Source organism: Pseudoalteromonas sp. PA2MD11 (assembly GCF_017808125.1).
Lineage (GTDB): Bacteria > Pseudomonadota > Gammaproteobacteria > Enterobacterales > Alteromonadaceae > Pseudoalteromonas > Pseudoalteromonas simplex.
The window spans coordinates 102,654-127,812 of the sequence record NZ_JADKNF010000009.1 but is presented as its reverse complement, the minus strand read 5'-3'; the positions used below and the strand labels follow the sequence as shown (position 1 = coordinate 127,812).

The 25,159-nt window shown below is 37.3% G+C and carries 19 protein-coding genes and 1 tRNA gene; 1 reads left to right on the top strand and 19 read right to left on the bottom strand.

The window, feature by feature from the left end:
- Positions 1–1,066: 1,066 nt before the first annotated feature.
- The 17 genes from rfaH to ISP07_RS11540 all read right to left on the bottom strand — a co-directional run bounded on the left by rfaH (position 1,067) and on the right by ISP07_RS11540 (position 19,491).
- Positions 1,067–1,573: a transcription/translation regulatory transformer protein RfaH gene (gene rfaH, locus ISP07_RS11620; RefSeq protein WP_420706843.1), complete on the bottom strand. Its 507-nt coding sequence runs from the start codon at positions 1,571–1,573 to the stop codon at positions 1,067–1,069.
- 222 nt (positions 1,574–1,795) lie between these two features.
- Entirely contained in the window at positions 1,796–2,539 is a 744-nt protein-coding gene (locus ISP07_RS11615) for a glycosyltransferase family 2 protein (RefSeq protein ID WP_209327690.1), read from the bottom strand.
- A 3-nt stretch (positions 2,540–2,542) separates the two neighbouring features.
- Positions 2,543–3,493 (bottom strand): exopolysaccharide biosynthesis polyprenyl glycosylphosphotransferase, encoded by a 951-nt coding sequence (locus tag ISP07_RS11610; RefSeq protein WP_209327718.1) that lies wholly within the window; start codon positions 3,491–3,493, stop codon positions 2,543–2,545.
- Positions 3,494–3,954: 461 nt separating this feature from the next.
- Positions 3,955–4,746, bottom strand: a complete 792-nt coding sequence (locus ISP07_RS11605) for a hypothetical protein (protein ID WP_209327689.1) — start codon at positions 4,744–4,746, stop codon at positions 3,955–3,957.
- A gap of 48 nt (positions 4,747–4,794) precedes the next feature.
- Positions 4,795–5,997, bottom strand: a complete 1,203-nt coding sequence (locus ISP07_RS11600; protein ID WP_138619717.1) for an O-antigen ligase family protein — start codon at positions 5,995–5,997, stop codon at positions 4,795–4,797.
- A 19-nt stretch (positions 5,998–6,016) separates the two neighbouring features.
- Positions 6,017–7,042 (bottom strand): glycosyltransferase family 2 protein, encoded by a 1,026-nt coding sequence (locus ISP07_RS11595; protein WP_209327688.1) that lies wholly within the window; start codon positions 7,040–7,042, stop codon positions 6,017–6,019.
- A complete protein-coding gene (locus ISP07_RS11590; protein WP_209327687.1) occupies positions 7,027–8,295 on the bottom strand; it encodes an ATP-grasp domain-containing protein in 1,269 nt (422 codons plus the stop codon). The genes ISP07_RS11595 and ISP07_RS11590 overlap by 16 nt, the downstream gene beginning before the upstream one ends.
- Positions 8,292–9,038, bottom strand: coding sequence for a LicD family protein (locus ISP07_RS11585; protein WP_194442128.1), 747 nt, complete (start codon positions 9,036–9,038; stop codon positions 8,292–8,294). Before ISP07_RS11585 ends, ISP07_RS11590 begins: the two co-directional genes overlap by 4 nt.
- A gap of 3 nt (positions 9,039–9,041) precedes the next feature.
- Positions 9,042–9,509: a glycerol-3-phosphate cytidylyltransferase gene (tagD, locus tag ISP07_RS11580; RefSeq protein ID WP_138619721.1), complete on the bottom strand. Its 468-nt coding sequence runs from the start codon at positions 9,507–9,509 to the stop codon at positions 9,042–9,044.
- On the bottom strand, positions 9,506–10,615 hold the full coding sequence (locus tag ISP07_RS11575; RefSeq protein ID WP_138619722.1) for a DegT/DnrJ/EryC1/StrS family aminotransferase: 1,110 nt from the start codon (positions 10,613–10,615) through the stop codon (positions 9,506–9,508). Before ISP07_RS11575 ends, tagD begins: the two co-directional genes overlap by 4 nt.
- Before the next feature lie 5 nt (positions 10,616–10,620).
- Positions 10,621–12,060 carry a lipopolysaccharide biosynthesis protein gene (locus ISP07_RS11570; RefSeq protein WP_209327686.1) on the bottom strand — a complete coding sequence of 480 codons (1,440 nt, stop codon included), beginning with the start codon at positions 12,058–12,060 and terminating at the stop codon, positions 10,621–10,623.
- Positions 12,057–12,935: a glucose-1-phosphate thymidylyltransferase RfbA gene (gene rfbA, locus ISP07_RS11565; RefSeq protein ID WP_194442132.1), complete on the bottom strand. Its 879-nt coding sequence runs from the start codon at positions 12,933–12,935 to the stop codon at positions 12,057–12,059. Before rfbA ends, ISP07_RS11570 begins: the two co-directional genes overlap by 4 nt.
- Before the next feature lie 2 nt (positions 12,936–12,937).
- Positions 12,938–14,032: a dTDP-glucose 4,6-dehydratase gene (gene rfbB, locus ISP07_RS11560; protein ID WP_138619725.1), complete on the bottom strand. Its 1,095-nt coding sequence runs from the start codon at positions 14,030–14,032 to the stop codon at positions 12,938–12,940.
- A 34-nt stretch (positions 14,033–14,066) separates the two neighbouring features.
- Complete coding sequence (locus ISP07_RS11555) at positions 14,067–15,017, bottom strand: Wzz/FepE/Etk N-terminal domain-containing protein (RefSeq protein WP_138619726.1); 951 nt, start codon at positions 15,015–15,017, stop codon at positions 14,067–14,069.
- Positions 15,018–15,070: 53 nt separating this feature from the next.
- On the bottom strand, positions 15,071–17,740 hold the full coding sequence (locus ISP07_RS11550; RefSeq protein WP_209327717.1) for an SLBB domain-containing protein: 2,670 nt from the start codon (positions 17,738–17,740) through the stop codon (positions 15,071–15,073).
- A gap of 126 nt (positions 17,741–17,866) precedes the next feature.
- Positions 17,867–18,646: a DUF481 domain-containing protein gene (locus tag ISP07_RS11545; RefSeq protein ID WP_054552510.1), complete on the bottom strand. Its 780-nt coding sequence runs from the start codon at positions 18,644–18,646 to the stop codon at positions 17,867–17,869.
- A gap of 26 nt (positions 18,647–18,672) precedes the next feature.
- Complete coding sequence (locus ISP07_RS11540) at positions 18,673–19,491, bottom strand: mechanosensitive ion channel family protein (protein WP_054552509.1); 819 nt, start codon at positions 19,489–19,491, stop codon at positions 18,673–18,675.
- Positions 19,492–19,770: 279 nt separating this feature from the next.
- Between ISP07_RS11540 and ISP07_RS11535 the strand changes: the two genes are divergently transcribed.
- Positions 19,771–19,846 (top strand) — tRNA-His (locus tag ISP07_RS11535).
- Between the two features lie 370 nt (positions 19,847–20,216).
- On the opposite strand, the gene nagP is transcribed toward ISP07_RS11535, so the two are convergent.
- Complete coding sequence (nagP, locus tag ISP07_RS11530; RefSeq protein ID WP_138601626.1) at positions 20,217–21,503, bottom strand: N-acetylglucosamine MFS transporter NagP; 1,287 nt, start codon at positions 21,501–21,503, stop codon at positions 20,217–20,219.
- 600 nt (positions 21,504–22,103) lie between these two features.
- Complete coding sequence (locus ISP07_RS11525; protein WP_209327685.1) at positions 22,104–24,752, bottom strand: family 20 glycosylhydrolase; 2,649 nt, start codon at positions 24,750–24,752, stop codon at positions 22,104–22,106.
- Positions 24,753–25,159: the final 407 nt, after the last annotated feature.

Below are 25,159 nucleotides of genomic sequence, written 5' to 3'. Positions count from 1 at the left end.
TGGCATAAAGATAAATAAACGAGATTAAATGAGTAAGGCAAAACTTCTTTATTTACTCTTCAGTGAAGCAGCTCATAGTCTCTTTGTGAATACTCATCACTAGTTTCTAGTTGCACTAAGAGAAGTGAATGAGGGTAAATGAGAGAACCAAAATACGTGGTTTACCTCTTTAGCGCAGCGCCTCTTAACCTCTTTGTGAATATCCTTTACTAATCCCTATTGGCATAAAGATAAATAAACGAGATTAAATGAGTAAGGCAAAACTTCTTTATTTACTCTTCAGTGAAGCAGCTCATAGCCTCTTTGTGAATATCCTTTACTAGTTCTTTTTAGCACAAAGAGAAGTGAATAAGAGTAAATGAGAAAACCTAAATAACTCCTCTTTAGCGCAGCGCCTCTTAACCTCTTTGTGAATATTCATCACTAGTTTCTAGTTGCACTAAGAGAAATGAATGAGGCTAAATGAGAGAACCAAAATACTTGGTTTACCTCTTTAGCGCAGCGCTTCATAGTCTCTTTGTGAATATCCTTTACTAGTTTCTAGTTGCACTAAGAGAAATGAATGAGGGTAAATGAGAAAACCTAAATAACTCCTCTTTAGCGCAGCGCCTCTTAACCTCTTTGTGCGATTAAATGTCTTTGATGTAGGCGTGAAATTTATTTCGCGCGACATCGCGACATCGCGACATGTTAACAGTAACGCTATGCTTAAGACGCGCCAAGCAAGCGTGTCGCCTACACCTTGTCTAGCCCTTCGGGCACGCTTCCGCCCCTAGGTTGCAGTTCCTACGTACTGATTTTATTGTTATTTTTTAATGTTAAAACATAAAGCCTACACTATAGGAGGTGTTTTAACGCCGAACATCTTGAATATGTTCACGGCTAAAGCAGCTCCTACGTATTACCCGTTCTGTAGGAGTGTTTTAACGCCGAACATTTAAAGCATGTTCACAGCTAAAGCCGTTCCTAAGTATTACCCGTTCTGTAGGAGTGTTTTAACGCCGAACATTTTGAATATGTTCACGGCTAAAGCCGTTCCTACATAAACATCGCGCTGGAGCACGATTTATAAACTGATTTCTTTATTTTCTACACTTACGCTTATTTGTTTATTCAGCAAATTAATGAGAAGTATGCTTCGCATATCGCCATCTGGCTCTTGGTAAATAGCTTCAACGTTTTTAAATGACTCTGTATTCAAATAAACAACATCTCCCGTTTTTGGTAACGCAGAAGTTATCTCACACATATCATTCATAGATTTGAGTTGCGCAATCAACTGTTCTGAGACAAGCTGAAATTGCTGGCCGTATGTAACAAAGCCACTTATGCCTCGAGTATTTTTTACCGCAGAAAAGTTACAGTTTTTCGTACATAACTTTATGAATATATAATTAGGGAAGAGAGGTGATACTCGAATAGTACGGCGCCCTTTAGCAATGCGCTCTATTTGGTGTTCAGGAATGAAGACTTCAAAACCTTGGTTTTGAAGGTTAATTTTAGCTCTTTGTTCTTGTTTTGATTTACAAAAAAGTAAGTACCAACTTTCCATAGCCACACCTAAAATACTCATGTTCCTTAAAACCAATCCAAAAGGACTGGTTTTTATGAGCCAGCGATTATACGCAGAGAAGTTAGGTGTGTCTATTAGAAACGGATTAAATGTATGATTTATTAATTTGCTGTGCAACTCTGGTATTCTGATCACAGCTGAAGATAAACTTTCTTTTTGGAAGAAAACCCTTGATGCCTAGAAAAGAAATAGCTTTACAATTGTAAACTTCGACCCACTGGCTCACTTAGTGTGTTTTCTAAAGCCTTTCATCGCATATACGCCAAAAGTGTAAGTAGCTCTCAATAAGCCAAGCTTTTCTACATCTCTATAAAATCGCCATTGATATGATAAAATTTTAAGTTTATTAGCACTCATACCAACTCCAACACGGTAGCGAGCAAGAGGCTCTCTCAAACAATATGCTGCGGGAACTTCTTTTAAAATATCTAACCATAGCCCCATATCTTGTCGCTTACGAATTAATGGCATATATTTTTTTCCAAGTTGCTCAGCATCGTACATCGCGGTTAAACAACCTATAACATTGCTATACATTAATTTGCTATAAGTTGTACTCTTTGGAGGAGTTACGATCCCAGCTAGTTTATTACCTGAAAATTTTTGGTAACTTGTATAAGTCAAAGCATGATTATTTTTTTGAGCAAACAAAACCTGCTTTTCTAACTTTTTTGGTAGCCAAAGATCATCAGCATCCAGAAAAGCAATATACTTACCCTTTGCATTCTTTATAGAGTTGTTTCTAGCAGCTCCAGCTCCTTGGTTCTGTGGTTGAATAAATAATTTAACCCTAGAGTCAGAATCAGCATATTTTTTAGCAATAGCAACTGTATCATCTGTTGAGCAATCATCTGTTATTAACAGCTCCCAGTTATTATAAGTCTGGGCTAGAACCGAGTTTATGCTTTCAGCTAAATACTTCTCTGCATTGAAGGTCGGCATAACAACCGAAACTAAAGGCTTCATTCATTATCTACCTAAACCAAACAAGACCACTTTGATAGTTTTCAAAAAGATCTTCATATCTAAAAAAGTGCTATGATGTTTTATGTAGTGAATATCGTATTTATGCTTCCAGATAGCATCATTTAGCGAAGCACCATAAGGGTAGCTAACTTGTGCAAGACCTGTTAAACCTGGCTTTACGGCATGACGAAAACGGTAATATTGAATCTCTTGTTCAAGCTCTTTGATAAAAACTTCCCGCTCAGGCCTAGGTCCTACCATCGACATATCCCCTCTTATAACATTAAATAGCTGTGGCAATTCATCGATTCTGGTTTTTCGTATAAAAGCCCCAACCTTTGTTACTCGAGAGTCATTTTCGCTTGCCCATTGTGCTCCGTTTGCTTCAGCATCAACTCGCATAGAGCGAAATTTGACTACATTAAACTCAATATTGTATTGCCCAGTACGAGACTGTCTATATAAAACAGGTCCTTTGGACTCGAGCTTTATTAAAATAGCTGTAATCAAAATTACTGGAGACGTCAAAAAAAGCAGCAGTAAAGCCGACGATAAATCAATAAACCTTTTTGCTCTTTGAGTGCGTTTTGTTGATAAAATTGAAAAAGCTTTTTGGTGTAAAAAGTAACTACTTTTTAATAATGAAACCTCTGTATAGCCAAACCTTTCATCAAGATAACTTACCAATGGCTCAACCCACGCACCTAGCTCAGTTGCTGTTACCAAAAACTCTCTTTGATGCTCAGAAAGGTGAATATTTTCATAATGAGTTATGATTTTTTCATCAAGATTAACTAAAGAGTAATCATTGAAGTGCACTTTAATTTCATAATTTGATAAAACACTTCTAATCGCTTCGACTTGCGCTTCTGGGCAATAAACGTATATTTCACTTGTATTATAAGCATACTTAGGCGCCTTAAAGGGCTTTCCATTTTTTAAATTTTTAATCATTAATAATATTCTATAGAACAAGCTAGAAGAGAAAAGTGTCAAAGTCATTAAGTAAGTAACTCCATGTGCTATATCTATGCTTAGTAGCCTCATTGGCAGTTATGGTTTATTCAACACTAGATGACTACATCAGCATTGCCACAGCAGTTGTGACACGAGATTACCTATTTAATAAAATTGAAACAAAATACATTTAGTATTCAGTTTAACTATTTATTACGCATAAAAGAAAACCACCCCAAAGCATAAAAACATATCCTTGTAAAAAAAACTGTTACCTAATGTAAAAACTTTTTAAAAAGTGCGACTGCATTCAGCAAAAATTTAAAGAGCGGTATTATACACTAAATTAATATGTTTTAAAGAAAGGGAAAGCTCTACATTTTTTATTTTCTGATGTAAATTCAGGTGAATTGATTAATCAACAACCCAAGCATGAAATGAATGGATTAGGCCTATTTCTATAACCGAAAAAAGCCTTTGAGAGATGTAAACACACAGGTGAATGACTGATAAGCTTTGATTTCTTTGTTAATAAGTTTCCGGCCATAAAAAGCAAATAAAATAGGTAGGCCCCACCAGCCAAAGATTCTCTTGAAAATTGCTCCTTTTGAGATATTTGTTAGTGGGTTACTAAAGTCACCTCCAGATGTCACTTCTCTATGAATAGAAGTTACAATAGGTAGATACTGTCCTTTTCCCCCTCTTGATAAAATATCAGCTAAAAAAACATTCTCCTCTCCAGACTTGTATTTTGCTCCAAGCCCAAATCGAGAATCAAAACCGACTCCTAAGTTTAAAACATTTTGCTTATTGATGATTATTTCTATCGAGCTTACTTTCATAATGCTCAGATTAGAGTGATTAAAAACTTGACCCGAATAACTCTTTCGCTCCTGAGTTTCATTTATTGCATACTTCGTAGTTATAAAGTCATTACCTGCACTTTCTAGTGCAGAGAAAGCTTCAATTGCACCTTCAGGCACGACTTCAATATCGTCATCAGCAATCCAAATTAGGTCAGCATTTGAAGATAAAATTCCTAGCATCCTACTTTTAGCCAACCCCCTGTCATTTGAATAAACAATATCGTACGCCTCTGTGTACTCATTCTGTTTTGAGCATTCAGCTATTTCAAATAACTGGCAAACTATAGTTGACCTGATACTTGTAGACTCAAAACATTGCTCGGCAAGCATTTTTGTTTTTTCTAAATTACTAAAAACAGTAGAAATAACTAATTCTCTTTTCATAATACTCTTCATGACTAATTGTTCTATATTAAGCGATTTAGGAGTTAATTAGGTTGAGGGTTGTGGGTTAATTTTCAAGTCTTTAAAAAGTAAATACGCAAGAGCCATAAAGAACCACATTACAACGATAAACAATGCACTGGTAGTGAAAAAGACCAAGGTCATAGTTATAAGTGATAGCCAATATTTCTTCACACATAAAAAATAGACAAAAGGGACCATAAAGATTGCCCCACCTATCAACCCTGTTGATACAAATGCTTCAATAAAGCCGTTTTGAGTAGAGATAACTGTAAAGCTGTTTGTAACATCATAATGGTAAATACCCTCTATGCTGTTACCTATTCCCGTGCCAGTCATATTGTTTTCGAGTACTAATTTTAGCTTTGTGAAGGAATCAAAAATCCGCGTATTTGATGAGCCATCTGTGCCACTAAACACCCCCATTAACCGCTTCAATAAAGCAGAATCCGGATTCAACAGTATAAGAGCAGGAAGAGCAATAGAAATAAATACTACACTTCTAATTTTAGCCCGAATACTCCCACTCAATATCTTATAAGCTATTAGAATAACGATTGAAGCTATTCCTGCAATAGAATACGTAAAAAACAAAGCGGATAATATTAATAACCACTTCCTCTTAGTAATTATCGAAACTCTATTCACTATTTCAAAAGAAATAATCAAACCTATACATGCCACCATAAACCAGGAGTACCATGAAGGCTCTTCAAACACTCCACCAAACCTAGTGTAAAACGTATAGTCATAAACATTGAGCCATTCTTGTCTAGATGATTGATCGCCATGTGGTACCAAATTCAAAAATGGAGCTTTATTGAGATAAAATAGAGCAACAAATACAAGCTGGACAATGCTGTGAAAAATAACGATAGATAGCAAAGCGCCAATAGCTTGGAACTGCTCCTCCTTACTTTTCAACCATAGTGGCAGGCATAATAGTAAAGCCATTGACACCAATATCCGCAAACCAGTCCCTAGAAAACCTGTTACTGTAAAGTAGTCTTCATAAATTAGACCTAAAGAAGAAATTAGCGATACCAGTACCCAAACTAAAAAAACTACATTAAAGTCATTAATGACCACACTTCTGAACTTTAATAGCGATATAAATATAAATAGCATAGCCCCAAAGTCAGCAACTGATAAAGGCCCTACAAGTCTTAGTGTATACAGTGACAAAAGTAGCGTTAGGATGAAAAATATTGGTTTAGTATTAATGGGCATATCTAGCCTTCACAGAGCTTCATCTAAAACTTTTAACTGTATTATGTAGTAATCTAAAAAATGGCAAACAATGTTGAAAAGCAATTAATACCTGTTTTCTTTTAGAGCTATGAGGGAGCTCTTTTGATTTATTAATAAAGTACTTAGCAAGCCCATACCTTTGTTGTGAAATAGCTTTTAATGCGTTCGCAATATATAGATTTAATTTAGCAATTTGATAATCATCATAATTATCGTTATCTTCAGCTAGCAAATTATAGCAAGAAGCTAACTTTGCAACCTGCGACTTAACTTTTTCCTCAGGTACATGCTTTTGCGATACACTCCATGAACCAACAGCATCTACTCGATAAACAACTGTTACATCAGGAAGATATAAAGCTCCTTGGGGCTTAGATCCATTTATTTGGATAAAAATATCACCAACAGGAGCGCTTTCAAACCACCTTGGTAAGCTCTCCATCACGCTTCTTCGCATGAAAATACTGGCAGTAGGAATCAAAGCTCCACCACCTATAATAATGTCACTAAACGAAAAAACTTTTACTTTTTCGTTATAATTAGCGGTTTTATTTACTTGTCCATTAGGAGCTAATGTATAAGCTGATGTAAAACACAGTTTTAAGTCAGGGCATGCAAGTAAACCCTCTAATTGCTTTTGTAACTTTAGTTCATCAACCCAAAAATCATCTCCTTCACATAAAGCAATGTATTCACCACGACTTTTTCTGAATGCAATATTTTCTACTTTAACATTACCCTTAGAGTATTGGTTTTCTGTTTGGTAGATAACTTTGACGATACTTGGATAGCTCTGCTCATACGCTTTTAATATATCGCTTGTTTTATCAGTAGATGCATCATCATGAATTATTATTTCAAAAGCGTATTCTGTCTTTTGAGCAAGAAATGAGTTTATAGCGTCGGCGATGTAATCTTGTTGATTGAAACAAGTACAAATTATACTGATATATGTTTTATCAACATGCTTCCAAAATGATTTTATCTCTTGCTCTGTTGGCAGGGGAGTTAGTTCTTTAAACATGTCAGACCTTGAACCATATCCACTGAAAAGCAAGGAATGTTACATACACCCATTACATCTAACCTTTCTGCAAATGAATCATCAATAAAAATTGCGTTTTTTTCAGTTATAAATTGAGACTTAGGTGCACCATCTGTTATATGAATAACTTGATCAAAAAGCTGGGAAAGCCTCATATTTTTTAAGGTTTGATGGATATCGTCCGCATGACGTGTGATTAAAACCACTTTAATATTTTTATTTATACACTGAAAAATGAATTGCACTAATTTGTCGTTGACTTTATCACCGAAAATTAAACAATCATCAAAGTCAGTATAAAGGACATTAAAATTTAATTTTATATCAAACTGATATGCTAAATTTCTAAAAAGCTTAATTTCCAAATTATTTTTTAAAGCTTTTACTGGAATACCATTTGAGATAAAAAGCGACATTTCGGCAAAATTAATACCGTTCATTCTGCTCGTGATCATTGATCCAGCGATTCGAGTTGCAACTTCTAGTAAACAAAGTTCACCTAGCGAATCTTTTTTCACTTGAAAAAACCAAGCTCCTTGGAATTTTAAAGATTTGTTTATTTTCTCAGCGAATGAATAAAATAAACTATTGTCATTTACTAATTCTGTCTCCGTTGCAATACCGTTTCTCATAGCATTGCGCTTTCTGGCTTGAGCATATTGAAGCTGGTTATCTGCATCACTGATACAGTCAACAGTGAACTCTTCTCCTGGTAAATATTCACAAAGAATATCATCCTCGGTAACATCTAGAAGTTCACTCGCTTTCGTTATAAGTTTTGTTCCAACACTTCCTTGCCCAATATTAGGTTTTACGAAAACAGGAAATGACTCTACTTCATTCTTTGAAAGATATGTTTTTGGGACTTTGACGACCTTTTCTAGCGCTTTGTAAGTCAGAGACTTTGATCTGCATACTTTATTTGTTTCGTAGCTTGAACTGATCACTTGTGCACCTAATGAGTCAGCAAACTCACTTAATTTTAAAGATGCTGAATCATGCGCTGGAAAAATATGAGTAATCCCATTTTCTTTAATTAAGCTAGTAATTACATCTATAAAATCAGGCTCATCAATAAATGGAATACCTACAATGTGACGAGCACGAGGGATCTCAGTAAAGCAATCAATACCATTAGCACCATAAAGCTCTACACCTTTTACAACAGATAATGATCTGACAATTTCTTGCGCAACTTCAGTACCACTAGGTACAACTAACACCCTATTCATCGCCAAAAAGTTTCCTCATAATGTATTGCTTTATCTATTTCTTCTTGAGTAGGTAATTTCTGCCAGTCGCCGTAGCGGCTTTCTAAAAACTTTTCAGGCTCTGTAGGGGCGCGAAATTTAAATTCTTCAAAATCGATATATTCTGTTTGTGTGAACAAAGTTGGTTGATAATAAATTCGACCAGCATCGGTGTAATACTTACCTTCACTAGCGTTCGCACGTAAACTTAGCATTGCGAAGCCAAGCTTCTTGATAAAATTAGATTTTTTTGCAAAAGATTTACGAATTAGCCAGCTTGATACTTTAGTGAAAAGCTTATGGGTTTTAAACTTAAAAGCATTATCAGGCAAACAGTAAAATGGATAAATATCCACACATAGGCCAATATCTTCTCTACTCATGGTGTGGTTATAAACATCCCATTCAGTCTCTTTTGAAGTCGTTTTTGTTGATTTGTCAGTTACCCTTAAAACCCAGTCAAAGTAATCATCTGATGCAAGTGAAAGAAAATGGTATTTAGATATTTTGCTTAAAACCTGAATTGCCTTTTTCTGGTAAGTTGCGGGAATAGCTATATCGAAATCATCATCCCAAGGGATAAAACCTGAATGACGAACAGCACCAAGCAATGTTCCATATGTAAGGATGTAAGGTATCTTGTGCTCATCTAGAGTTTTTGTAATATCAACAGCCATAGTAAGTAACTGCTTACGGATATCTTCACTGCTTAATTTAGAGTCCATATGTTACTCGCTATAGTTCAGTTGTTTAATAATTTCAATTGCATCATTTAGACTTTTTTGAACTTTATCCAAGTCATTTTTCTTTAATTCAGCTATTAAAGTTTTGATTTCAGAGGTTGAGATACTTTTAGTTCTGGGTAAATATACAACTTCGCATAATGATTTAAGAGAATCAAAACGTCCCTCCCAATCGTCTCCCATTGCAAAAACATCTACATTATACTTTTTAATATCAGTCTCTTTTTGTTCCCACGAATGCTCTGGAATTACTAAATCGACAAATTTACATGACGAAAGTATTTCAGCTCTTTCTTGATATGAGAAAAACGAACTTTTGCCTTTACCTTTGTTAAATTCATCAGATGAAAGACCAACAATAAGCTTATCTCCCAACTTTGAAAGCCTTTCAAGAAGTCTTACATGTCCAACATGGAACAGATCGAATGTTCCGTAAGTTAATATGACTTTCACTTTTTTCCCCCACGACTATTCAAAATCGTATCAATAACTCTTTGCTGTTGTTCCAAAGTAAGATCAGCATGAATTGGTAAACATAAAACTCTATTAGAAATATCTTTAGCTATTGGCGTATCTGAATATTCACTTTTGAACACTTCAAATTCACTTACAATCGGATAAAAATAGCGTCTAGCAAAGATATTATTTTCTTCTAACTTTAGGGCTAGTGTATCTCGGTCAATTCCAAATTTATCAACATCAATAATTATTGGAAAATATGAATGATTAAGGCTGACCTCATGATTGATTCGCAATGTCGATAGGCCAGAAACATTTACGAGACTTTGTTGATATAGAGCTGCAATTTCGGAGCGTCTTTCAATTGCGGCATCAACTTTTTTCAATGATGCCAACCCAAATGCTGCTTGAATCTCATTTAATTTTGCATTCATACCGCATGCTTTAATTACAGTCTCCGATTCAAAGCCAAAGTTTTTCAATTGGTCTAATTTATCTTTTTCTTCTTGGCTTTTACAAATCACAGCACCACCTTCTATTGTTGAATATGTTTTCGTAGCGTGAAAACTCAAAATAGATAGATCTCCATAATTTAAAATTGATTGCTCTCTTTCTTTTACGCCAAACGCATGTGCTGCATCATAAATAACTTTAAGATCATATTTTTTCGCGATAGCAGCAATCGTCTGATTATCACAGGGGGTACCATAAACATGCACCGGTAAAATTGCACATGTATTATCTGTTATTGCTGCTTCAATACAACTAGGATCCAAGTTCATGGTTACTGGATCAATATCCACAAATACTGGTTTTAAGTCATTCCACATAATTGCATGTGCGGTGGCTGCAAAAGTGTATGGTGTTGTTATTACCTCACCTTTTAATTCTAACGATTGAAGAGCTGTTATTAGTGCAAGTGTCCCATTTGAAAATAAACTGATATAAGGCACACCTAAATACTCACAAAGCTTTTTCTCTAACTGTTGATGATATATGCCGTTATTAGTCAACCATTTACGATCCCAGATATCTTCTAAGTAAGGAATCACTTCTTTCAATGGTGGAAGCAATGGTGAAGTTACCGTAATTTTATCCATTTAAGTTAAACCTTTCTTCGTAAGATAATATTTAGAATTTGCGTGTACAAATCTCGTTGAAAGACCCTTGCTGAGGCAATATATATTAGCGGCATAGTTATTAATAAAAGAAACAACTGCATGTAGCTATTTAAGAGGAGTACAGAAACGATACTTGTGACAATAAAATATGAGCATAAAGCACTCAACGCAACCATCAACCAAATAGGCGCCAGTGCATTTAGTTGATCACGTATTTTAAGCTTACTAAATTGACCTGTATAATATGAATTAATAAAAAAAGCTAAATATGTATGGATAAGCATCCCTATACAAATAGCCTTAATACCAAAAGGTATTGTTATAAATAATATTAAAACAATGAATGCTTTTTTTATAACTTCAAGCTTTAAAAAAATATCTGAACGACCTTTGACCTGTAATAAGTTTAAATTAATAGCATGGATAGGATACAGCATAAAAGTGAAACTCAAGATCGTAAGTAAATCTGCGGCTTGTAACCAGTCATCTCCTAGTACAACTTTAATAAACGGCCTTGCAATGATACCTAACCCAGCCATAAGCGGAAAAATAACAAAAGCAGCCATTCGTAGCGTTAACTTGTAGCTGTATTCAAACTTGTCAGTTTCACTTTGTATATTACTTAACATAGGATAAGTAACTCTTTGGACTATCGTGGTGAAAGTCATTGCAGGAACACTAGCAAGTTGATTCGCTTGAGTAAAAATACCCACTTGAGTTGGGTTAAATTGTTTACCTATGATTAACTGATATATATTTTTAAACAAAGTATCGAGCATTGCCGCAAGCAATAATTTGTAACCGAAACCAAATAAATAACTGAATGACTGTATATTAAATGAACTTTTAGGTAACCAGGGATGAAATATATTTAATAACACCATTGTTAAGAATGAGTTTATTAGTATTTGATAAACTAAAGCCCAAACTCCATAGTCGAAGTAAGCTAAAGTAATAGATACTACACTACTAATAAATACAGCTGACAAAGAAGCTTTTGCTTGAGTTTTAAAGTCCATTTTAATCGTCAATTTAGCTTTTTGAACCAGCGTAAAACTATTGATAATTATAGATAAACCTAAAACTTTAATTAGAGCTTCAAGCTCTGGCTGCTCAAAGAAAACAGCTATCTGATTTGCGCCTATAAATAAAGCTAAATAACAAAGTAAAGCAACTAAAATGTTAAATTGGAAAGCAGTTGAAAAATCAATTTCTGTGCGTTCTTTTAGCCTAATTAAAGCCGAGCTGAAGCCACTATCAGATATCACCTGGCTTATGGCAATAAAAACGGTGAGAATACCAATTAAACCAAAAGCATCGGGCCCTAAAAGACGGGCAAGTAACAACATTACGATTAGTTGAATAGCTTGAACACCCAACCTTTCTAGAGCACTCCACTTCAACCCATTTACTGCTGTTTTCATATATCTTTTAGTAAGCCTGAAAGATATTGCCCGTAGCCGTTCTTAGAAAATAGTTTTGCACGCTCTTTAATACAATCAGCAGAAAGCCAACCATTATTAAAAGCTATCTCCTCTAAACAGGCTATTTTATAACCTTGTCGTTTTTCAATTGTTTCAACAAAGCTTGCTGCCTCTAATAGGCTTTCATGAGTACCAGTATCTAACCAAGCAAAACCACGTCCAAGGATTTCAACGTTAAGTTTATTTTTTTGGAGATACATTTCATTAAGTGTTGTTATTTCTAGCTCACCACGATGAGAAGGCTCAACTTTTTTTGCTGCTTCAACCACTGAATTATCATAAAAATATAACCCTGTTACCGCATAGTGAGACTTCGGCTTTGCTGGTTTTTCTTCAATTGAAATAGCCTTTTGCTCATCATCAAACTCTACAACGCCAAAGCGTTCAGGATCTTTAACTTGATAACCAAAAACAGTTGCACCATTACCATTTTGAGCATTCTCAACAGCATGCTTAAGTTTAGGGGAAAAACCTTGCCCATAAAAAATATTATCGCCTAATACCAAGCATACATCATCATTTCCAATAAACTGCTCACCTAAGATAAATGCTTGAGCTAGCCCGTCAGGAGTGGGTTGGACAGAATAGCTAAGTTTGATACCAAACTGCTCACCAGTCCCAAGTAAACGATGAAATGAGTCTCTATCTTCAGGTGTAGTGATTAAGAGAATTTCACGTATCCCTGCTAACATTAAAACTGATAAAGGGTAATAGACCATTGGTTTATCGTAGATTGGTAGTAACTGCTTTGATACCCCCATAGTAATAGGGTAAAGTCGAGTACCTGAGCCACCCGCTAAGATTATGCCTTTCATTATTAACTATTCCCTTTTAATTGACCAAGGCGCTCACGCTTATAAGAGCCATCTTGAACACTCTTACACCAAGACTGATTATTTAGGTACCACTTAACCGTTTTTAAAAGGCCTGTTTCGAATGTTTCTTCTGGTTTCCATCCCAGATCCGAGTGAATTTTTGAGGCATCAATAGCATAGCGTTTATCATGCCCCGGTCTGTCTGCAACAAAAACAATCTGTTCCGAATATTTCTTTTCTTTTGGAACAAGGTTATCCAGTATTCCACAAATACTCTGGACAACTTCTAAGTTTTTCTTTTCATTATGACCACCAATATTGTATGTTTCACCAACTTGCCCTTTTGTTACAACTTCATATAGAGCCCGAGCGTGATCTTCAACATACAACCAATCTCGAATTTGGTTCCCTTCCCCATATACAGGTAAAGGCTTACCTTCTAAAGCGTTTAAAATAACTAATGGGATTAATTTTTCAGGAAAATGGTATGGTCCATAGTTATTTGAACAGTTAGTTATTACAACAGGTAAACCGTATGTTCTTAACCAAGCCCTAACAAGGTGATCGCTTGATGCCTTTGATGCAGAATACGGGCTACTTGGAGCGTACGAAGTCTCTTCAGTAAAAAGAGGAAGTACATCTTCACAATTAGGCTCCTCAAAATCGTCTGGGTGTGGCAAATCTCCATATACTTCGTCTGTTGATATGTGATGAAATTTAAAAGAATCTCTCTTATCTTTATCAAGGGTCGATGTGTATTCTCTTGCTACTTCTAGCAATGTATACGTGCCTAATATATTGGTTTGAATGAACTCTGACGGACCAGTAATTGATCTATCAACATGGCTCTCTGCGGCCAAGTGCATTACAACATCAGGCTGATAAGCTTTGAAAATACGCTGCATCTCTTTATGATTACATATGTCATGACATTCAAAAGAATAGCGCTCACTTTCTTCGATATCCTTCAAAGATTCCAAGTTGCCTGCATAGGTTAATTTATCAACATTGATAACTGAATCAGTTGTATTATTTATAATATGACGGACTAGTGCAGAGCCAATAAACCCAGCACCACCTGTTACTAATATGTTCACAAAAACCTCTAAGCTAAGACTTTATCTTTTATCATTAAGATTTACGGCGATTATTTGATATATAAAAGCGTATTAAAACTATAAAAACACCGATTACGCCGGCAAAAAATGTGCTTACAATAACTATTAAAGCTCGTTTAGGTTTTAATTTCTCTTCGGGAACAAGAGCTGGATCGATAGTCTTGAAAACATACTCATCTCTGACGTTAGCAAACATTATCGTTTTCGCCTGCTCCTCTACTAATTTATATAAAACGACTCGAATATCAGCTACATTAGTTTTTTCAATTTGTGCCATTAAAAACTCAGTGCTCTTCGTTGCTTCAATTACATCACGCTTTTTCATGGTAAGATTAATATCTTCTATTAACCAATTTACCCATTGTTGAGCAATGAACGGAGAAAAATGCTCCACAGCAATAATTATCATGCCTGAGTCTGGATCTTTTGTAGCACTGACTATTTTTATAAATTCTTTATAAGCTTCCTGAGTTGATGGTTTTGGTTTAAATGGGAACTCTACTTTTCTGACCCATTTTTGATCCACTTCATCATAAATATTTTTATCATAGATAACTGTATTATCGATGGAGTTCCATGATTCGATCGCCATTAAATCAGGCATAATACTGTGCTTTTCAATAAACTCAGAAATGAACTTTCGTGACTTGAGTATAGCTAAAGCAAGATCAGTATTATTGGAACCTGAATCCCCCAAGTTAACGCCAGCCAAACTAGCTAGACCACCAAACTGACCTGCTAAAGCACTTAAGCCGTTTGACTGCTGTTGCTCAGCTGGCGCCAGCAATGCCTCAGAGCGATATATATTTGGTTGGTAAATAGCATAAACCACTGATAATAAAGATAAAACAAAAGTTACCGTTATAATCAGCCACTTCCCATTCATTATTACCAAGAACAAGTCATATAAATCTATCTCACCATCTATTCGACTATGATTATCAGACGCAAAATTTTCTTTCATATTTATCTCAATTGAAGCTGCTGAATTAAACTAAGCTACTAAACATGCAGAGCTTATATACTACTAATTGCAGCTAAAGCTACACCTAACTGATAAACAATCTGCGTTGCTGTGCTCCACAGTGTTAGGTTATCCATATAGTCAGAGTTCATAGGGACAACAATAGTATCGCCAGCCTCTAATAACTTAGAGTCATTCACAGCGAACCAAGTGCCAGTATTTGGTATAGTCACAGAACCATTTGCTTTGATTATATAAATACGATCCTCAGCAGCGCGCTCCTTTAAACCACCACTAAGATCAATATATTGATCAACACTGACTCCAGGCTTAAATAAATGAGAAGTAGTATAGTTCACTTCGCCTATTACACTGATTGAATCACGCTGACTTGGGACATAAAGCGTATCACCATTTTGTAACACTAGATTTTGTTTATTCTCTGCAATGAGAGGTAAGTCAATGACAAGCCTTCCTACTGCTTCAACATTAGCTAAATCAAGCAAGAGCTTATTCATTTCATCATAAGATAAGCGGATACTGCTAACTGACTTTTCGAAGCTTTTTGTAGCAATATCTCTTCGTAAGTCTTCAGCTAGTTTAGCTAATTGCATTTGCTCTTGTTGACGAATCGATTCACGAGTAAAAATAGCAGCATCGGGCTCAGCAAATTCAGAAAAGCCACCCGCACGTTCAAGTAAGTTGGTTAATGTTTCTCCACGACGAATGGTATAAACACCAGGAAATTTAACTTCACCTTTTAGCTCAACTTTTACGTTTTCTTGCCAGTTAGGAATAGAGAAAATATTTATACTATCTTTACTTCTAAGAGTTTTATTTTCAACTTTGGTACCCAACATAGCCTGAGCTAGATTAAATTTGATGTGTTCAACTTTAGAGCCTTCCCCCGCAACAACACGAGTTATTTCAGCTTGCTCAGTGTAAGCAGACTCCAACAAACCTCCAGCTGCAGAAATTAGTTCATTAACTTCACTACCTACAGTTAAAGGGTAAATACCCGGATAGGTTACATGACCATTGATTTCAACTAGCTGCATTGCATTATGCACTGAAGCCTGCTGCTTTAGCTTTGCAATAATAGGCTTTAATAAAGTGTATCGACTAAAAGCAGCATAATCCTCTGGCTTTAGCTCTACCTCTTCTTCTTTTGCTTTTCTTTTTGAAATTTCCGCAATGCTTAGCTCTTTTTCTTCCTCTTTTTTAAAAGGATCATCAGCTTTTAAAACACCTACATACCTTTCAAACTCTTTTCTCTGATATTCGTGCCACTGCTTTACTTTTACTTGCTGCTGCTGTTGCTCAACAGTTAGGGCCATGTTGGCAAGCGCGGCTTCTTCAGCTTGTTTTTCTTGGAAACGACTAAAAACAAAAAGTTTATCATTTGCTTTTAGTTCTAAATCATGTTGTTTTGCTTTAACTATTGCTTGGGCAATATCGAATTGATAAACCTCAATATCGCCAGAAATGTTAATTTCTCGAACAAGTAAGCCATAGCCTAAATCAGCTTGAGGAAGCAGGTCACCACGTACGGAAGTTAGAACATCAGAAATGTGCTTACCTTCATACCATTGATAATGACCAGGTCGAGCAACTGCACCAATTAGGCTAATACTGTTTTGGTATTGTAAACTGACAGGGTTAAAACGAATGCGGTCGCCATCGCGAGGAATATAATTAATTTGATTTCCGCTAAAGTCCACTGATAACACTTCTTTCATGTTATTGTTATTGAAGCGTTCAACAATTGCTTTTTTAGCGTAAGCTTGCGGTTTTAAACCACCCGCCATTTTTAATAACTGTGCTGCTGTTTCGCCTTTTTTCAGCTCAAAAATAGCAGGTCGTTTAACTAACCCTTCAACAGCGACTTGAGAACCAACTGATGGGATGAACACGACATCACCCGGCTTTAAAATAATATCGTTACTGCTATCACCATTAATCAATAAATCATATAAATCAAAATTAGCAACAACTTTTCCGGCACGCTTTACTTGAATATTTCGTAAAGACGCTATATCTGACACACCACCGCTTACAAAAAGGGCGTGCGAAACTGTCGCAAGAGAGGAAACACTATAGCTACCTGGTTTATATGCTTCACCCAAAACAAGGATGCGAATACTGCGTAATCGACCAACAGAGATAAACGCTTTAACGCCAATCACTTCTTGCTCAACTTTAGCTTTGATGAGTTCTTTAACCTCAATAAAGGTTAATCCTGCTACCTGTACAGGGCTTAAGTTTGGAATATTAATTCGGCCCTCTCGATCAACAACCAGATCGTAACTTTCACTTTCTTTGCCGTAAAAGTTAACTGTTAGCTCATCTCCACGACCAATTAAGTAGGTATCAGGAACGGCCGCATTTTCTGTTGGCATGAATGAAGTTGGTTCGCCTGCAAAAATATCATAGCCAAAAGGCTCTACTTCACTTTCTTTGGGAGCGAAACGTTCTTCATCGGTTAGCGGCTCTTTTTCTTTATCTAAACGAGGTTGAATGGTTGATTCAGTTTCTATTGGCTCTTCGTCAGAAGATTTACCTGTAATCGTAGATAAATCGACTCCATACTGTCTTGCAAGCGCTTCTTGTTGAGCCTTTGGGAGCTTTTTGAATTGCTCAATTTGAGCTGCAGTAGGAGTAAATGCCAATACCGATGAAGTGGTTAGAAACAAAAAAGTAAGGAATAATCTTTTAAATAACATCACAAGTAGGGATATCCATAGTTCTACAGTCAAAAAGATTGTGTATTCTACCTGAAACTCAAGGAAATAAAAAAGGGACTTTCGTCCCTTTTTGTCATTAAATTGTCAACAAAACGATTTATTTAGTTAAAAACTGTAAACTAGCGTTAGTGACGTTTCTGTATCTGTGTTTTCTTTATCATCCGCAACGTCTGAGTTGTGAGTGATGTTGTAAGCTACTTTCATTTGTAGTGAGCCGTTGATTTTGGCAAGAATTGCAGACTCTGAACGTGTTTTAGTATTGGTATCACCATATTCTACTGATACTAACTGAGTAAAACGAGCGCTGTCTGAAATCTGCCAGTTATAATCAACTTTACCTAACGCGATAACTTCACCTTCGCGCTCGCCGGCAAGTGAGTTACCGTTTTCATCAACTTCAGTGCTGTCATCAGGGTATTGGAAATACTTATAACCTGGACCGATTTCAGCGTTTAACCACATATCAGAACGGTCGATTACGCGTAAACCATAACCTGCTGAGATTACTGATTCGTTGCGATATGCACCAAAGTAATCAGATACGTGCGAGCCGTAGATGAATAAGTGTGAGTGCTTTTCGTTTAACTTGTAGTTACCTTGTGCAGAGATTGAGTACTTTTCGTTAGTACGTTGTGTTTCTTTAACACCGTCGTCGTTTTCGATCTCATCTTCTTTATAAAGACCGTCTAACTTGTACTCGTTATTCCAGTTTTCTAGGTTATGTAAAACCTTAACACCACCTTTTAGTGTTGTTGTTTCAGTGTTACCACTTGTAATAATGGCACCTAGTTCACTGGTTACATCCCAAGTTTTAGTTTCATCTGCTGCGAATGCGCTAGTTGCAGCACTTGCTGCAACTAGAATTGATAAAGCTTTTAATTTCATTAAAAAATAACCTTTACTACTTGTGATTAATCTTCTTTATGCAAATGAACATCCATTTGCGGGAATGGGATCGTGATATTTGCGTCATCTAATGCGATCTTAATGTTTTCCATTAGATCGAAGTACGTTGGCCAATAATCTGATGAATTAACCCACGGGCGAACTACAAAGTTCACACTTGAATCTGCAAGCTCAGACACAGCGACTGTGTATGCTGGATCTTTTAATAAACGAGTTTCTTTATCTAATACTGATTTAAGAACTGCTTTTGCTTCTTTAAGGTCTGCATCGTAACCCACACCAATTACTAAATCGATACGACGAGTTGATTCACGAGAGAAGTTTGTAATTGGGCTGCCCATGATTGATGAGTTAGGCATGATAATTACTTTATTATCTGGTGTACGTAATTCTGTAGAGAAAATTTCGATTTTCTTAACAGTACCCGCTTTACCACCGGCTTCTACATAGTCACCTGATTTGAAAGGGCGAAGTAGGATGATTAAAACACCTGATGCAAAGTTGGACAGTGAACCTTGAAGTGCTAGACCAACAGCTAAACCAGCCGCACCTAAAATAGCAATGAATGATGTTGTCTCAATACCAAGTTGAGATAGTGCCATTAAGATAGTTGCTGCAAAAACAATAGCATAAACAATGCTTGCTACAAATGAACCTACGGCTTTGTCTACTTTCTTTTTATCAAATGCTTTTTCAGTCATCCCTTCGCAAAATTTTGCGATACGACCACCGATGAAGAAAATGATTAGCGCAAGAACAGCCTGAACGGCGTAATGTATGATTAAACCTGAATTCTCATTGATCCAGTTCATTATTGTATCCATATTCTCTCCTGAAGTTCATTTTTAGCATAACGCTGTTCAAATTATATATGATCTTTGGTTAAAAAATCATTAAATTACAGTCAAACTAAAAAATGAGTAATTGCTCAATTGCAAAAGTCGCAAGTCTAAATACCGAAACTGAACACTAACTGACTAAACTTGCTTTTCTGAATTTTCTGAAGCAAGTAAGTTTTTTTTACTTTTTTTAATTTAGGGGGTTCACAAGCCTAAGTTAATTATGTAATATGCGCGCCACACCAAACGAGGTGTATCTCAGTGGCGGCTGTAGCTCAGTTGGTAGAGCCCCGGATTGTGATTCCGGTTGTCGTGGGTTCAAGCCCCATCAGTCGCCCCACTTCTCCCCTTTGTAAATCCCTATATTTTCCTAAATATTTTTTATTTTGAATTTCAAGATTTATCTTTAAAACCTGTTTTCAGATCTAAAAGCCGTCAGCTTTGGCTGTTCGGGTTTGTTTGTGGTTCAATATTTCTTTTGCACAAAGAGAAGTGAATGAGGAAACCACAATATTACTTTCTCTTAAGCGAAGCGCTCTCTTATCCTCTTTGTGAATAAAAGTGGTTTACTCTGTGTAACGAGAACCTTAAATTTCAAACAAAAAAATGCCACCTTTCGGTGGCATTACACACGGGATTATTTCTATTTACTAGAAATGCTTTTCAAAGTTCAAGGTTGCGTGCTTTAACACATAACCTCAAACTCATAATTACTTCCAACTTTTCATCTTGTGGCCTTTAACAGCATAGAAAAGTATGAATAAATAACAAGGCAACATCACAATATAAGCCATTTGTTGAGCTTCAGCGCTTTTTACGCCACCACTTGCCAGACCCCAAAATAATGGACCAAATGCGCCACCGGCTATGCCCATAACGAGCAGACCAGAGCCTACACTAGTTAGCTTACCTAAACCAGATAATGCTAACGGCCAAACTGCAGGCCAAACAATCGCATTAGCAAAGCCTAGCACAGCAATGAGCAATAAGGTATCAGGCAGTACCGATTTTAGGCCAAACAATGTTGATATAAATACAGTTTCATTGCTACCTGTAACTATCGCTAGCGTTAACACACAGCCCAATACCGCTGAAATAGTTAGTGCTGTTTGCTGCGATAACACTCGTGGGATAAGTAAAATCCCTAAAAAGTAACCTAGTACCATACACCCCATGGTGTACGATGTCATAACACTGTATTTTTCAATACCTAACGACAACGCAAAGCTACCAATGGTATCGCCGGCAATTACTTCAACAGCTACATAAACAAAAAGTGCCACTATCCCTAAAGCAAGACTCGGATGGCTTAATGCTTCTTTTACCTGCCCCGGTTTCTGTTCATCAACGTCGTCATCAATTAACTCTGGTAATGGCATTTTAGTTACCGCAAAGCCGAGTATACCAATAAAAATAGACATCCCTAAATACGGTAAGATTAAGCCATTAGCCATGGCATCAATATCAGTTTGGCTAAGCTCTTTACCTACAAAGCCTTTAAAGTCGCTGAGTATCAGTGCGGTAAATACAATCGGTGCAACAACACCTGCCCCTTTATTTAATATACCCATAATACTAACGCGAGCCGCGGCTGATTCTTCAGGGCCGATTCTGACTACGTATGGGTTAACCGCTGTTTGTAATAACGTTTGCCCTGCCCCCATAACAAGCTGCGCGAATAAAAACAGTGCAAACACTTGTGTTTTTGCCGCAGGGATAAACAGTAAACCTGCCACCATCATGGTTGCCATACCCAGCGCCATACCATTTTTATAACCTACCTTTCTGATGATCATCGCCGAAGGTAGAGCCGTAAAAGTCACGGCGATATAAAACGAGAAAATGATCAGCGATGCCTGAAATGGTGAAAGCTGCAAAATTTGCTGTAAAAATGGCATCAGTGAGCCATTTAACCACGTAGCAAAACCCAGTATAAAAAACAGCGTGGCAACAATCGCCATAGGCACAACACTGCTTTGTTTATTTATTTCAGACATAACATTTCCTATAACAGCACAGTTCGACTCTACAGCGCTGCTCATTCAGATGATTATATAAAAGAGATATTAAATATTTATAACACTATCGCAACAAAAATGACAGCGCTGACATACTTCTTTTAGATACCATTGTGTGAAATTTATTTCGCGCGAAGATTTATTCACAAAAAGAAGTGAATGAAAAAAGAATGAGGAAACCACAATATTACTTTCTCTTGAGCGAAGCGCCCTCTTATCCTCTTTGTGATCATTTGGTTTTCTCTGTGTAGCGCGCAGCGCCTCTGTATTCTCTGTGGTTCAATAGTTCTTTTGCACAAAGAGAAGTGAATGAGAAGAAAATGAGGAAGTAATAATAATGCTTTTTATGATCACTTGGTTTCTCTGTGTAGCGCGCAGCGCCTCTATGTACTCTGTGGTTCAAAAGTTCTTTTGCACAAAAAGGAGTAAATGAGAAGAGAATGAGGAAATACCAATAATGTTTTTTTGTTTTCCTCTAAGCGAAGCGCTCTCTTATTCTCTTTGTGAATATAAGTGGCTAAAACAAAAAATGACGCCTACGTTTTTCTGTAAGCGTCACATTTATTTATCGAAAAAACATTATTCACCAACAACGGTCACGCGGCTGGTTTGCTGTGCGTTTAAGCGGGTGCGTAGTGCAACTTCTGCATTGCTATCAACCTTCACAGGCTCGGCATAAGTTTGCCAGCTTTGGCCGTTGTCTAAGCTGTATTCAATGCTCAAATATGCAAATGCGCTGTTGGCATACAACTTACCATTTTCAATCACACCGCCAGGTACTGGTAAATGCAGGTTGATGCCGTCTTTAGCTAGTTTCTCAAGCTCTTTTAAACCAACTGCACTTGAAAACTCCGCCCAGTCTTTTGCTTGTTTTTTACTATCGACGTTTTCGCCTTCCCAATCGGCTTTATGCCATGCGCGCTCTGCCACTGACAGAATACGCGGGAAGATCATTGCTAATACTTGCTCTTCAGTACGGATTGTTTCTGACCATACCTGTCCTTGCATACCCAGAATGTTCTCTGGCTTTTCAAGTTTAGGTAACGGGCGGCCCACCAACGCTTCTAAATTAACAATTGGCTCACGAGTGCGGGTGTAATCAGCATTGGCATACACGTCATCAGGCATATAGTTAAAGGCCTTTTTAGTATCTGTGTAACGAGTTGCCCAGTAATAACCGCGCTCTTCAGGGCTTGCTTCGTATGGGTGGTCAAAGTACAAATGCGTACCGTGTGATAACACCACTTGGTAACCGGCATTTGCTAGACGGTATGCTCTATCGGCAACGCCCCATTCCCAAATGTTATCCCAAGTATTGACGGTAAAGTTTTTATTAGGGAACTCATCACGTTTAAACGAGTTTTCACGGTCATACATGATGCCATCTTCCCAAATACCCGGAGAAATACCACGTTTTTCAAGTAAGGTAGCAACACGTTGTGTGAAATAAGGTTTTAAATCAGCAGGGCCAGCTACACCGTTATTAGGATCGGCAAATAACGCCTGACAGATTGGCGAACCTATCCACGAACCAGCACCGACTTCATCACCACCAATATGCAGGTTCTTTAGCTGAACACCCGCTTCGCGATACATCTGCTGAAGTTCATAAGTTACTTTATCTAAAAATGCGTAGGTAGAGTCCATACACACATTCATTGAGTTATCTTTGTAGTTTTGTACCGTCATGTACACAGAGGTATCTTTTGGATCAGTAAGCAAGTATTGCGTTACTGGTCCCATATCTATGTGTTGAATTTCTTTGTTTGCAGAGCGCGTTTTAATGTTGTTTTTAGCGGCTTTCTCAGCTTCTTCTAACATGTTGTGATAACGCGCTTCCATCGCTTTGATTGAAGCACGCGCATGACCTGGCCCTTCAACTTCAGGGATGATTTGAATGTGGCGGTCTTTCGCAAACTTTAATAGCTCAACAAACTCATCACGTTTCAAATAACCGTTGCCAGAGCCTGATTTAAATGGCCCTGTACCAAGCTGAGTTAATAAGCACTCGCGCTCTTCTAAATCAAAGCAGCGATAGCCGCCAACGTCGGTGAGCTCTGGTAAGCCTGGGATCTCAAGTCGCCAACCTTCATCTTCTGAAAAGTGCCAGTGTAGCTTATTCATTTTATAGCGAGCCATTTGCTCAACCAGCTTGAACATTGCTTCTTTGCCATGATAGTTACGACCATTATCGTAATGCATACCACGCCAACCATAGCGCGGTGAGTCTTCAAGTTCTAACTGCGGTAAGCTAGCACTGCCTTGGCTGTTGGCAGGAATGAGGTTTAATAAGCTTTGCATCGCATAAAACACACCGGCGTTATCGCTACCTACGATGGTGATCACGTCATCATCAATTTCTAGAGTGTAGCTTTCTGCTTTTGAGCTATTGAGTTTAGGGTCGACTTTTAAGCGTATTACTTTGTCTTTACCGACATTGATGTGATCTGGCTGTGCTTTAAGGCTAATACCATAATCATCTTGTAAGTCTTGCATAAACACCATAACTTCGTGCTTAAGCTGGCCTTGATAACTAATTTGCCAATTATTATTTAACGTTGCGCTACCACGATTAAAATCGACTTTACGAGGCTTAGGAATAATACGCTTTAAAGCATCCTCTTTACTAACAGACACCTTATCAGCGCTATTACGCTCAAAGCGTACTTTTGCCGTTGCTAAAACCGATAAATCTTTTGGCTCATTGTAACGGCGTAACTGATTTTCACGGGTAAATGGCGTCACAAACTGTTTAAAGTCTTCAGTGTCGGTATTGGCAAATACGGCTGGTTTATTCTTACCCGAAACAAAAAATGCCCGTGGCATAAAGTCACTGTAAGCAACAATCCATACTTGCGCATCGAACGGCAACTCTATACTTTCACCTGCAGCTAAACCTTTAAACGAGCTCGTTGGTACGATGCGATGAAGGTCACCATTAACGTGTTCGATGTTTAGGCCTGCGACATGCTCAGTTGAGATTTTACGAACTGAGTGAATATAAAGCTGCCAGTCGCTCTCGCCTGCAGGTAACGCGACATCAGAGCCATTATTGAGGGTAATTTTTCCTAAAAAGCCCGCATCTTTATTACGAAAGTTATCTTCTACCGAAAATAGCAGTTCGGTACCTTTCGCAAACTGATCAACTTGCGATTGAGTTAATGCTGCACTAGCCATTAAAGGCGCAGTCGCTAGCATTACCGCGAATAGTGACTTTTTAAAATCCATTACTTTCTCCTCGTTTATGCCCTGAGTGTACGGTATTTCTGCGTACTATTTTTCATTTTTGTTAATAATTCGTTCCTATCATATAAAAACTAAAATGACAGCGCTATCATTTTGTGAAAAATAAAGGCGAGGAGTTTGAAGCCGAATTGTGTTGTTTGTTGGAAAAGGCGTTAATCCATCGAAAGAGTGTTGAATATAAGACGCGCCAAGCAAGCATGACGCCTACATGGTAGGAGGCGTTTTAACGCCGAATAGATCTGACCTATTCACGGCTAAAGCCGTTCCTACGAGGTGCAAGGTATTGTAGGCGTGAAATTTATTTCGCGCGATGTCTTTGGATTTTCCGTCAGGGTGTTGAATGTAAGGCATGCCAAGCAAGCGTGACGCCTACGTGGTAGGAGGCGTTT